Raw genomic sequence first — 11,594 nt, forward strand, 5'->3', positions numbered from 1 at the left:
CCGGCCGTCGCACCCAAGCCCAGCCTGAAGGAGCCGCGCGCGTGTCCGACCTCATCGACACCACCGAGATGTACCTCCGCACCGTTCTGGAGCTGGAGGAGGAGGGCATCGTGGCCCTGCGCGCTCGCATCGCCGAGCGCCTCGGTCACTCCGGCCCCACGGTGTCGCAGACGGTGGCGCGCATGGAACGCGATGGCCTCCTGGTGGTCAGCGAGGACCGGCACCTCGAGCTCACCGAGCTGGGGCGCCGCAGGGCCACCGAGGTGATGCGCAAGCACCGCCTCGCCGAGCGCCTGCTCGCCGACGTCATCCGGCTCGACTGGGAGTACGTCCACGAGGAGGCGTGCCGCTGGGAGCACGTCATGAGCGAGCGCGTGGAGCGCCGGCTTTTCGAGCTGCTCGGCCGTCCCGAGGAGTCGCCGTACGGCAACCCCATCCCGGGACTCGAGGCCTTCGGCGGCAACGCCGTGAGCTCCTTCGGTTCAGGGGTCCGCTCGCTCGAGGCGGTGTTGCGCGACGAGGCGCCCGCCGCCATGACGATCGAACGGCTGGCCGAGACCATCCAGGTGGATCCCGAGCTGCTGGCCCAGCTCAGCGAGGGCGGTATTCGCCCCGGCGCCCGGATCACGGCGGAGATGCAGGGCGAGTACGCGGTGGTTCGCGTCGAGGGCGTCGAGGGCGCGCTCGAGCTGCCGCCCGAGGTGAGCGCCCACCTGTTCGTGGCCGTGCTCTAGGACACCCAGGAGGGGTCGGGTTTCCCCTCACCTTCCACGGTTTTGCCCAGCTTCCCGAGACCTGATTGTTATCTTGCTCGAGACATTGCTAGGGTAGACCCGGTTGTCGTCACCATTCCGTGACCTAAAACCCCCAAGACATCCCCCTCTGGAAGGACCCCCGTGGTCGATTCGAAGAACTCCGGGCGTCGGCGCGCGCTCGCCGAGCACGCGGCGCCGAGCGCCGCGCAGCTGGAGCTGCCGCGCCGTTTCTCCGGTCAGGGGCGTCATGCCGAGCCCGCAAACGCCCTTGAGTTGAGCCGCCGCGTGGCCGAGCTCGCCGAGGCGCGTGCGCTGGGCGCTGCACTCCTGGAGCAGAACCCCACCATCCCGGCGATCGCCGAGCCCGTGGCCGTGGCCCCCAGTCGCCGCCAGCTGCTCGCCGCCGAGCGCGCCACGCGCTCCTCCGCGCCGGCCGCTCGTGTCGCCACGGTGGGCCCGCGCACGCGCCGCGAGGCCCGCGAACTGGCGCCCGTGCGCAAGCGCAACCGCTTCGTCGCCACACTCCCGCATCAGGCCGCCGCCGCTGCCGCCGCGACCGGTCTCATCGCCGCCGCCGTGGTGCCGCAGGCCACCGCGAGCAAGCCGGAGCAGGCGCAGGCCCTGGACGCCGACCTGGCCGCCAGCACCAAGATCGTTGCCAAGGACGTCGTTGCCCCCACGGGCAAGGCCGTCACCTCCCTCGCCACCGTCAAGGCCGAGCTGGGCGAGGAGGGCGCCATGGAGGCGCTCGCCAAGTCCACGGGCGGCGACTTCAGCAAGTTGACCGCGGAGCAGAAGGATGGCCTCCTGAGCCAGCCGCTCTCCACCGTGCGCATCACCTCGCCGTTCGGCGCCCGCCCCGATCCGTGGGGCGGCGGCGGCACGGTGGGTCACATCGGCATGGACTACGGCATCCAGTGCGGCACCGAGGTCCACGTGGCCGCCGCGGGCACCGTGGTCCAGGCCGAAAGCGCCGGCCACTCCGGACTGCGGGTGACCGTGGATCACGGCAACGGCCTGAAGACCACGTACAACCACAACTCCGAGCTCAAGGTGAAGGTGGGCGACAAGCTCTCCCGCGGAGACGTCGTCTCGCTCTCCGGCACCACGGGCAATTCGACCGGCTGCCACCTGCACTTTGAGGTGTACATCGACGACAAGCCGGTCAACCCCGCCGACTGGGTGTGAGATTCTTCCGGCGTCCGTGATCTGAACGTGACAATCGCGGCGCCGATACGTTACTGTTATCTAGTGCCCCTCCCCACCGGGAGGGGCACCCGCCTCCGGCAAGCCGAGCACTGCCACCGGAAGCGGTCATTCACAACATCGCTGGCAGTGGCGGGGGACCCAACATCGGTCCCGGGAAACCGGGTCCTTGGGGTTAAGCAACCACGCGGTTGCCGGGAGACTCCCTCCCGAATCCGACAGCTCACCTCGTAGGCACAGGGAGAGGTACAACCATCGTGACCAAGCGTCAGGAAACCGCACGCCACCGTGCGGCACAGACCACGGGTTCGCTCGAGGTGCTGTCCAAGGCCGTCGCCACCAATGCCGGCACCGTGACCCGCCAGGCGGCCGTCATCGCCGCAGCCGGTGGCCTCGTGGTCACCCTGGGTGTCTCCGGCGCCGCAGTGGCCCCGGCCGAGCCCGCAGCCAAAGCTGACAACAACACCGCCGCCCTGGACATCCAGCGCGTCTCGGCCACGCAGGTCGTTGCCGCCAAGGTGAGCGCCAAGGCCCTCAAGGCCACCATGCCGCTCGTCAAGGTCAAGGCCGCTCCGGCCGCCGACGTCGTCGAGGCCCCCGCCGCCTCCGCCGTCACCCTGACCGCCGATGCCCCGGCCGCCTCCGAGTCGACGTCCTCCACCTCGACGTCGACGTCCTCCACCTCGACGTCCTCGCGCACCTCCGGCTCGTCCTCGAACTCGTCGAGCTCCTCCAGCTCCTCGTCTTCTTCCTCTTCTTCCTCCTCGAGCACGGCGAAGAAGGCCTCCTCCTCCGAGGACGACGGCGCCACCTCGAGCAACCCCAAGGGCTCCAGCGTCGCTGCCACGGCCGCCTCATACAAGGGCGCCCCGTACGTCCTCGGCGGCAACACCCCGTCCGGCTGGGACTGCTCCGGCTTCGTCCGCTACGTCTACGCGCAGCACGGCATGAACATCTCCGCCCGCACCGCGCGCGGCATCTGGACCGGCGGTCAGTTCGTGAAGACGAACAACCCCAAGCCGGGCGACATCATCATCCAGCGCAACGGTGGCCACATCGCCATCTACCTGGGCGGCGGCAAGTACATCGGTGCGCAGAACCCCAGCTCCGGCACGGCGTTCCGTAACCTGGGTAGCACGTACGACACGTTCAACGGCTACTACACCTGGGTCGGCTGAGCCGCCTTACCTAGCGTGAACACTTCCACGAGGACCCGCCCTTTGGGCGGGTCCTCGTGCGTTGTAGGCCCGGGTGAACTCCGGGTGTCCGCGCGGCGTCGGCTCGCCCCGCGGCAGCGTGCCCCGTGGCCTGGGTCTCCCCAAGAGCGCCGGCTGCCCGTAGTCTGGACGAGGCCGGGCAGCCCGGCTGGCGTGCCAGATGGAACCCGAGGACCGCGATGCGAACACTCGTCCTGAATGCCGGATTCGAACCGCTTGCCGTGGTCAGCGACCGACGCGCAGTGGTTCTGGTGATGCGCGCCCGCGCCACGGTGCTGGAGGTCTCCGCGGATCCGCTGCGTTCCCCCGGCACCAAGCTGGACCGGCCCAGCGTCATCCTGCTCGACCGCTATGTGCGCCCCGTGGTGCGCCGCCCGGGCCCGGTCTCTCGCCGTGCGGTGTTGCGCAGGGACGCCTACCGCTGCGCGTATTGCCAGGCGGAGGCCGACACGATCGATCACGTGGTGCCGCGTTCGCGCGGGGGCGGGTCCTCGTGGGCCAACCTCGTGGCCTGCTGCCGGCGCTGCAATCACCTCAAGGCCGATCGTCTCCTCGAGGAGCTGGGGTGGCGGCTTGATCGCACGCCGCGGGAGCCCGCGTGGAGCGTGCGGCCCGGGCTGTGGGATGGTTCCTCGGCGCCCGACGACGCGTGGCTTGCTTACCTGGGCGGCGTCGCCGCCTGAAGCGGCCGGGAGCGCCTAGAGCAGCGTGGGCAGGATGCGTTCGCGCAGCAACGGTGCTAGATCGTCGCGGAGGACGGCCTCGGCCGGGACCAGCCACGCGCCCTCGGCAAGCTCGGCACCCACCGTGCCGTCGCCGTCGTGCTCTGCATCCCAGCTCGCGGCAAAGAGGTGAGCCGTGAGCGTGGTGTCTGCCTCGTTGGCCGCGGGCCCCTCCCACACACCCAGGGAGCTGAGGCGCCCGGGCGCCCACTCGACGCCGAGTTCCTCGCTCAGCTCGCGCAAGGCGGCTTGAAGGGGAGCCTCGCCCGGCTCAAGCTTGCCGCCGGGTTGCATCCACCGCTGGGTGCCCGCCTTGCGCACGGCGAGGAGGCGCCCTTCCGAATCGGTGATGCGGACAGCGGCAATGTTGAGGTGATCGGACACACTCTCACGCTAGCATCGAGGGCGTCGATCCTTCTGCGCGAGCTCCCCGTCTCTCACCCGGCTTCCCTGTCACCGCCGGGCGGACGAGTTTAGGCGCGCCGAACCCGTGAGAGTGAGAACACATGCAACGAGGCACCAACCTCGGCCGGCTGGGCGGTTACAACCAGGCGGTCGTGCTGGAATCCATTCGGCGCGCCAGCGATGGAGTGTCCCGAGTGGAACTGGCGGCCTCGACCGGGCTGTCCCCTCAGACCATCTCGAATGTTGTCCGCCGCCTGCTGGATGGGCAGTGGGTCCGCGAGGCCGGAACCGTGATCTCTGGTCCGGGCAAGCCGCGAACCCTCGTTGAACTGGTGCCTGATCGCCTCGTCAGCGTCGGCATTCACCTCGATCCCTCGGTGCTGACGTACGTCATCGTGGATCTGCGCGGCAACATCCTGGAGCGCCACAGGGCGCCGTTGCCAGGGGCCGCGAGCCCGCAGGAGACCCTGGACGCCATGGTGGCCGAGGTCAACGCACTCATCGCGGCCAGCGGCTACCAGCGTGAGAACGTCGTGGGCGTCGGGATCGCCGCGCCCGGCCCGGTGGACGTGGAGGGCGGGCGACTGGTCCAGCCGCCGCTGCTGACCGGCTGGAACGAGGTGGCGCTCGTGGAGCCGCTGCGCGAGGCGCTCGGGCTCGAGGTGCTGCTGGCCAAGGACACCGTCGCGGCGGCGACCGCCGAGGTGTGGGTCGGAGCGGGTCAGACCCTCGCCGATTTCGTGAGCGTCTACGTCGGCACCGGTGTCGGCGCCGGCCTCGTGCTGGGTGGTTCGGTGCTGGCCGGCCAGACCGGCAACGCCGGCGAGCTAGGGCACGTGCTTTCTGGCAGCGTGGTGCCCGAAGTGTGCTCGGTGTGTGGCCGCCACGACTGCCTCGCGGTGAATCTCAACTTCGACACCATTGTGCGTCGCGGCCGGGAGGCCGGCATCGATGTGCCCGATGTGAGCGGGAGGCCGCTCAGCGAGCACATCGCCGCGGCAACGCAGGTGATGGCGGAAGCCGCCCATGGCAACGTTGCGGCGAGCGAGGTGGCGCGGGAACTGGCCGCCCATGTTTCGCTGGCCGTGGGACACATTGCGAGCCTGCTTGACGTGGACCAGGTGGTCATCTGCGGGCCGCTCTGGGAGGTGCTCCGTGGCTTCGCCGAGGGCACCGTGACCGAGCACATCAACCTGAATTTCCGTGGTACTCTGCCGCGCGACGTGGTCGTGACGAGCTCCGAGCTGGGCGGCTGGATCGCCGCCATCGGGGGGGCCTGCGTGGTGCTCGAGGACCTGCTTGCACCCAAGACGAGCGGACTTCTCCTGCGCTGACCGCAGCCCTAGTGCAACGTCTTTTCGCCTCTCATTTGACAAAGTATCACTGGATGCGTTGACATACCTTTCGTGAGAGTGCGGCGAGCGGCCGCCCATCGCACGAGATTGAGAGCTTGCAAGAGCCCCTTCGCGTCGGTGGGGGAACGGCGGTGGCTTTGACCGGGGGGACACCTCGCGTTGGTCGCCGGTTCGGTCTCGGGGCGAGGGAGCTCCCGAAGGCCGGGCCGGCGACCGCTTACGTGGCGGGGATGCCCGCAGGAAAAACACCAGGGCGGTCGGCTGTGTCAGCCGACCGCCCTGGTGTTTGTTGTCGTTGTTGGCGTGCGCTGCGCACGCGTGGTGCCCCTGACCGGAATCGAACCGATGACCTGCCCTTTAGGAGAGGGCCGCTCTATCCTACTGAGCTACAGAGGCGAACCGCGGTGCGGAGAACCGCACCGGGAACCATCCTAGCGGCCGCCGGACTGCTGCAAGGACGGGTCGCGCCAGCGGCGCAGGAATTCGCGGATGAAGGCGGTCACGAGCACCGCGATGGTCATGAGGACGCACGCGACGAGCAGGATCCACGAGGCGATCGTGAGCACATTGGCGGCGCCGAGCAGGCCGTTGTCCTGGCGGCCGAGCAGCTCGTCCACCACGATGTTCTGGGCGATGCCCACCACCAGGAACAGCGCGGGCGGGATGAAGAGCAGGCGGCGCCAGGCCGTCTTGGGGGCGTACAGCCCCACGGAGACCACGGCCACGAGCGAGATGAGCGCCGTGAAGATGGTGCCGGCGGTCTTGTGTACCCACGAGAGCTGCCCGCGGTCGTCGCCCGTCATGACCGAGCGCAGGGCGTCCACGTCGGCGCCCGAGTAGCCGAAGGGGCGGTGATCCAGCATGGTCACGCCGCCCACGAGATCCTTCATCTGTCCCAGCACGGACAGGTGGTAATACCAGCCCATGAAGAGCGTGAAGACGATGAGCACGGCCACGAGGATCGCGGGGTTGCCCTGCGGCTCGCTTTCCGGCTGGGCCGCGGGCTGAACCGGGCGGGGGACGGGGGAGCCCTGGGGGCGTTTGTTGCGCGAGCGCTTGGAGGACATGCTTCCCATTATCGCCGACGGGGGCCGCGCCTAGAATGGTCGGTGCCATGGATGCTCTCTTCGCCGATACCCCGTCCCCCCGCCAGCTGCCCACCGCGCAGGAACTGGTGGCAGGGCTGAACCCTCAGCAGAAGCAGGCAGTGGAGCATGCGGGCTCCCCGCTGCTCATCGTGGCCGGCGCCGGCTCCGGCAAGACGCGCGTGCTGACGCACCGCATCGCGCATCTGCTCGCCACGGGCCGCGCCCGCCCGGGAGAGATCCTGGCCATCACCTTCACGAACAAGGCCGCCGCGGAGATGCGCGAGCGCCTGCAGGGCCTCGTCGGCCCCGTCGCGGATCGCATGTGGGTTTCCACCTTCCACTCCTCGGCCGTGCGCATCCTGCGCCGCGAGGCCTCCGCCGTCGGCCTGAAATCCTCCTTCTCGATCTACGACTCGGCGGATTCCCTGCGCCTGGCCACACTCGTGGCCAAGGGCCTCGAGCTGGACCCCAAGCGCTTTGCCCCCAAGGCCCTGCTGAACAAGATCTCGGCCCTCAAGAACGATCTCATCGACGCCGAGGACTACGCTGCGACGGTCTCGGACAACGACCCCTTCGCGCGCGCCGTGGCCCAGGTCTACTCGGGCTACACGCAGCGCCTGCGCCAGGCCAACGCCATGGACTTCGACGACCTCATCGCCCAGGTGGTCTACCTCTTCCGCGCCTTCCCCGCCGTGGCGGACGATTACCGCCGGCGCTTCCGCCACGTCATGGTTGACGAGTACCAGGACACCAACCACGCGCAGTACGCGCTGGTCCGCGAGCTCACGGGCCCGGACGGTCACACGCCCCCCGGCGAGCTCACCGTGGTGGGCGACTCCGACCAGTCCATCTACGCCTTCCGTGGCGCCGACATCCGCAACATCGTGGAGTTCGAGAAGGACTACCCCGAGGCCACCACCATCAAGCTGGAGCAGAACTATCGCTCCACGCAGCGCATCCTCTCCGCCGCCAACGCCGTGATCTCCAACAACCCCGACCGCCCGGCCAAGCGCCTGTGGACGGCCGAGGGCGACGGCGAGCTCATCACGGGATACGTCGCCGAGTCGGAGCAGGCCGAGGCCAAGTGGATCGCCGACGAGATCCTGCGCCTGCAGGACGACGAGGGCATCCGCCCCGGCGACGTCGCGATCTTCTACCGCACCAACGCGCAGTCGCGCTCCCTCGAGGAGCAGCTCATGCGCGTTGACCTGCGCTACAAGGTGGTCGGCGGAACGCGCTTCTACGACCGCAAGGAGATCAAGGACGCCATCGCGTACCTGCGCATCCTCGTGAACCCGGACGACGACATCTCGGTGCGCCGCGTCCTCAACGAGCCCAAGCGCGGCATCGGCGATCGCGCGGAGGGCGCCGTGGCGGCCCTCGCCGAGCGCGAGCGCATCCCCTTCATGGAGGCGCTGCGCCGCGCTGAAAACGCCCCGGGCATCGCCACGCGCTCCCTGAACTCCGTGACGGGCTTCGTGAAGCTCATCGACGACCTCTCCACCGTGGCGGAGGGCTCCGGTCCCGTGGCGGCCCTCGAGGCCGTCCTGGAGCAGACCGGCTACCTGCAGACGCTGCGCCTCTCCTCCGACCCGCAGGACGAGTCCCGCGTGGAAAACCTCGCCGAGCTCGTGGCCGTGGTCCGCGACTTCGTGAAGGACCACCCGGAGGAGGGCCTGGCCGCCTTCCTCGAGCAGGTCTCGCTCGTCGCCGACGCCGACCAGATCCCGGACGCGCCGGAGGACGCCGAGGGCATCGACATGGCCGCCCGCGAGGGCCAGGTCACGCTCATGACGCTGCACACCGCCAAGGGCCTCGAGTTCCCCGTGGTCTTCCTGACGGGCATGGAGCACGGGATCTTCCCGCACCAGCGCTCGATCACGGACCCGAGCGAGCTCGCCGAGGAACGCCGCCTGGCCTATGTGGGCCTGACCCGCGCCCGCAAGCGCCTCTACCTCTCGCGCGCCGAATACCGTTCCCTGTGGGGGCAGTCCCAGTACAACCCGGCGAGCCAGTTCCTCGAGGAGATCCCGGCCGAGCTGGTGCGCTGGGAGCGCGAGGGAAGCACCCGTACCCCCGTGGGCTTTGGCGGCGCCGGCAACGGCGGCTGGGCGAACAGCCGCTACGACCGTGGCTCCAGCTGGGGCTCCAACTCGCCCTCCTGGGCGGTTCCCGGGGCCGGTTCCAGCGCCCGCCGGTCGGGCGATCCCGCGCCGCACCGGCTCATCACCTCGCCCAGCGAACGGGCTGCAGCCCGCCAGGCCAGCCGCGCGGCGTCGGGCGCTGCGCCCCAGGGCGACGGCGAAATCCTGGTCCTCGCGGCCGGCGACAAGGTCAACCACACGACCTTCGGCGACGGCGTCGTGATGAGCACCGAGGGCACCGGTCCCAAGACCGTGGCCAAGGTGGTGTTCGACAGCGTGGGGGAGAAGCGCCTCCTGCTGCGCTACGCGCCGCTGAGCAAGGCGTAAGTGAGCGCCGTCACAGGCTTTTCTCTACGCGTTGTCGAACTGGGTGATCGGGACAATGCGCGCTAGTCTGCTAGATGGCGTCATGCGCGCCGTGGGGCCCTCGGGCCCCAACGCCGACCAGGTGTGAAGCACCCAGCGCAAGGGAGCGCTTCATGCGAGGCCGGTGCATCCATGACTTCTTCAGGAAGAGGACACAACCGTGGACCTGTATGAGTACCAGGCACGCGACATGTTCGAGAAGCACGGCGTCCCCGTGCTGGCCGGCATCGTTGCGACCACCCCGGACGAGGCCAAGGCGGCTGCTGAGAAGATCGGCGGCGTCGTTGTCGTCAAGGCTCAGGTCAAGGTCGGCGGCCGCGGCAAGGCCGGCGGCGTGAAGGTCGCCAAGACCCCGGACGAGGCGTACTCGTACGCCGAGCAGATCCTGGGCATGGACATCAAGGGCCACACGGTCAACACCGTCATGATCGCCCAGGGTGCCGACATCGCCGAGGAGTTCTACTTCTCCGTGCTGCTGGACCGCGCGAACCGCAACTACCTCGCCATGTGCTCCGTTGAGGGCGGCATGGAGATCGAGGTCCTCGCCGTGGAGCGCCCCGAGGCGCTGGCCCGCGTTGCCGTTGACCCGACCGTGGGCATCGACGCCGCCAAGGCCGACGAGATCGTCGCCGCCGCCGGCTTCGACGCCGAGAAGGCCCCCAAGGTCGCCGCCGTCATCCTGAAGCTGTGGGACGTCTTCAAGAACGAGGACGCCACCCTGGTCGAGGTCAACCCGCTGGTCGCCACGGGCGCCGGCGACATCGTTGCCCTGGACGGCAAGGTCTCCCTGGACGACAACGCCTCCGAGGTCCGCCACCACGAGCACGAAGAGCTCGAGGACAAGGCCACCGAGAACCCGCTCGAGGCCAAGGCCAAGGCCTCCGGCCTGAACTACGTCAAGCTCGATGGCCAGGTCGGCATCATCGGCAACGGCGCCGGTCTCGTCATGTCCACGCTGGACGTCGTGGCCTACGCCGGCGAGAACCACGGCAACGTGAAGCCCGCCAACTTCCTGGACATCGGCGGCGGTGCCTCGGCCGAGGTCATGGCCAACGGCCTCGACGTCATCCTGGGCGACGAGCAGGTCAAGTCCGTGTTCGTGAACGTCTTCGGCGGCATCACCGCGTGCGACGCCGTCGCCACCGGCATCGTGCAGGCCCTGGAGATCCTGGGCGAGAAGGCCACCAAGCCGCTCGTGGTGCGTCTGGACGGCAACAACGTCGTCGAGGGTCGCCAGATCCTCGCCGATGCCAACCACCCGCTCGTGCACATGGCCGATACCATGGACGAAGGCGCCGACAAGGCCGCCCAGCTGGCCAACGCCTGAGAGGACCGAAGAAACTATGTCTATCTTCATCAACAAGGATTCCAAGGTCATCGTTCAGGGCATCACCGGCTCTGAGGGTGCCAAGCACACCCAGCGCATGCTGGCCGCTGGCACCAACATCGTGGGCGGCGTGAACGCCCGCAAGGCCGGCCAGGTGGTCTCCCACGAGGGTCGCGACATCAAGGTGTACGGCACCGTGGCCGAAGCCATGGCCGAGACCGGCGCCGACGTCTCGATCGCCTTCGTGCCGCCGGCCTTCACCAAGGACGCCGCCGTCGAGGCCATCGAGGCCGGCATCGGCCTGCTCGTGGTCATCACCGAGGGCGTGCCGGTGCAGGACTCCGCCGAGTTCTACAACCTCTCCCTGAAGAAGCTGGGCGCCGACGGCAAGCCGGTCACCCGCATCATCGGCCCCAACTGCCCGGGCATCATCACCCCCGGCGAGTCGCTCGTGGGCATCACCCCCGCGAACATCACCGGCAAGGGTGGCGTCGGCCTGGTCTCCAAGTCGGGCACGCTGACCTACCAGATGATGTACGAGCTGCGCGATCTGGGCTTCTCCACCGCCATCGGCATCGGCGGCGACCCGGTCATCGGCACCACGCACATCGACGCCCTCGAGGCCTTCGAGAACGATCCGGAGACCAAGGCGATCGTCATGATCGGCGAGATCGGCGGCGACGCCGAGGAGCGCGCCGCGGCGTACATCAAGGATCATGTCACGAAGCCGGTCGTCGGCTACGTGGCCGGCTTCACCGCCCCGGAGGGCAAGACCATGGGCCACGCCGGCGCCATCGTCTCCGGCTCCTCGGGCACCGCCCAGGCCAAGAAGGAGGCCCTCGAGGCCGCCGGCGTCAAGGTCGGCAAGACGCCGTCCGAGGCCGCCCGCCTGCTGCGCGAGGTCTACCCCGCCTGAACCTGTCTGGATCACGCTGAAGGGCCCCGTTCCTCCCCGTTTGGGGGAGGGGCGGGGCCCTTTCGCGTGCCCGACGTGGAGCGCCGACCAGAC

Annotated in this window: 10 protein-coding genes, 1 tRNA gene and 1 riboswitch; of the genes, 8 read left to right on the forward strand and 3 right to left on the reverse strand. The window is 69.2% G+C overall.

Features of this window, described 5'->3' with window-relative positions; all coding sequences use genetic code 11:
• Positions 1-41: 41 nt before the first annotated feature.
• The 4 genes from DWB68_RS07405 (at position 42) to DWB68_RS07420 (ending at position 3,861) form a co-directional block, all read left to right on the forward strand.
• Positions 42-734 carry a metal-dependent transcriptional regulator gene (locus DWB68_RS07405; protein WP_119424560.1) on the forward strand — a complete coding sequence of 231 codons (693 nt, stop codon included), beginning with the start codon at positions 42-44 and terminating at the stop codon, positions 732-734.
• Positions 735-896: 162 nt separating this feature from the next.
• Positions 897-1,943, forward strand: coding sequence for a M23 family metallopeptidase (locus DWB68_RS07410; RefSeq protein ID WP_119424507.1), 1,047 nt, complete (start codon positions 897-899; stop codon positions 1,941-1,943).
• 129 nt (positions 1,944-2,072) lie between these two features.
• A riboswitch (cyclic di-AMP (ydaO/yuaA leader) is annotated at positions 2,073-2,212 on the forward strand.
• Positions 2,213-2,218: 6 nt separating this feature from the next.
• On the forward strand, positions 2,219-3,139 hold the full coding sequence (locus tag DWB68_RS07415) for a C40 family peptidase (RefSeq protein ID WP_119424508.1): 921 nt from the start codon (positions 2,219-2,221) through the stop codon (positions 3,137-3,139).
• Between the two features lie 218 nt (positions 3,140-3,357).
• Positions 3,358-3,861, forward strand: coding sequence for an HNH endonuclease (locus DWB68_RS07420; protein ID WP_119424509.1), 504 nt, complete (start codon positions 3,358-3,360; stop codon positions 3,859-3,861).
• A gap of 15 nt (positions 3,862-3,876) precedes the next feature.
• Here DWB68_RS07420 and DWB68_RS07425 read toward each other — a convergent pair whose 3' ends face one another.
• Positions 3,877-4,284, reverse strand: coding sequence for an NUDIX hydrolase (locus DWB68_RS07425; protein WP_119424510.1), 408 nt, complete (start codon positions 4,282-4,284; stop codon positions 3,877-3,879).
• 122 nt (positions 4,285-4,406) lie between these two features.
• On the opposite strand from DWB68_RS07425, the gene DWB68_RS07430 reads away from it, so the two are divergent.
• Positions 4,407-5,639, forward strand: coding sequence for an ROK family transcriptional regulator (locus DWB68_RS07430; RefSeq protein WP_119424511.1), 1,233 nt, complete (start codon positions 4,407-4,409; stop codon positions 5,637-5,639).
• A 340-nt stretch (positions 5,640-5,979) separates the two neighbouring features.
• Here the strand turns inward: DWB68_RS07430 and DWB68_RS07435 are convergent.
• Together DWB68_RS07435 and DWB68_RS07440 are read right to left on the reverse strand one after the other, a co-directional pair.
• Positions 5,980-6,056 (reverse strand) — tRNA-Arg (locus tag DWB68_RS07435).
• A 35-nt stretch (positions 6,057-6,091) separates the two neighbouring features.
• Entirely contained in the window at positions 6,092-6,727 is a 636-nt protein-coding gene (locus DWB68_RS07440) for a hypothetical protein (RefSeq protein ID WP_119424512.1), read from the reverse strand.
• 35 nt (positions 6,728-6,762) lie between these two features.
• Between DWB68_RS07440 and DWB68_RS07445 the strand changes: the two genes are divergently transcribed.
• The 3 genes from DWB68_RS07445 (at position 6,763) to sucD (ending at position 11,501) form a co-directional block, all read left to right on the forward strand.
• Entirely contained in the window at positions 6,763-9,219 is a 2,457-nt protein-coding gene (locus DWB68_RS07445; RefSeq protein WP_407645672.1) for a UvrD-helicase domain-containing protein, read from the forward strand.
• Between the two features lie 199 nt (positions 9,220-9,418).
• On the forward strand, positions 9,419-10,585 hold the full coding sequence (gene sucC / locus DWB68_RS07450; protein WP_119424514.1) for an ADP-forming succinate--CoA ligase subunit beta: 1,167 nt from the start codon (positions 9,419-9,421) through the stop codon (positions 10,583-10,585).
• Positions 10,586-10,601: 16 nt separating this feature from the next.
• Positions 10,602-11,501, forward strand: coding sequence for a succinate--CoA ligase subunit alpha (gene sucD, locus DWB68_RS07455; protein WP_119424515.1), 900 nt, complete (start codon positions 10,602-10,604; stop codon positions 11,499-11,501).
• Positions 11,502-11,594 lie beyond the last annotated feature (93 nt).

The sequence above is a fragment of the Galactobacter valiniphilus genome, from assembly GCF_003575975.1.
Classification (GTDB): Bacteria; Actinomycetota; Actinomycetes; order Actinomycetales; family Micrococcaceae; genus Galactobacter; species Galactobacter valiniphilus.

What these genes read in the sequence shown, in the direction of transcription:
- DWB68_RS07420 (WP_119424509.1), top strand. Translation starts at nt 3,358, where the DNA reads ATGCGAACACTCGTCCTGAATGCCGGATTCGAACCGCTTGCCGTGGTC.
- DWB68_RS07430 (WP_119424511.1), top strand. Translation starts at nt 4,407, where the DNA reads ATGCAACGAGGCACCAACCTCGGCCGGCTGGGCGGTTACAACCAGGCG.
- DWB68_RS07440 (WP_119424512.1), bottom strand. Translation starts at nt 6,727, where the DNA reads ATGTCCTCCAAGCGCTCGCGCAACAAACGCCCCCAGGGCTCCCCCGTC.
- DWB68_RS07445 (WP_407645672.1), top strand. Translation starts at nt 6,763, where the DNA reads ATGGTCGGTGCCATGGATGCTCTCTTCGCCGATACCCCGTCCCCCCGC.
- sucD (WP_119424515.1), top strand. Translation starts at nt 10,602, where the DNA reads ATGTCTATCTTCATCAACAAGGATTCCAAGGTCATCGTTCAGGGCATC.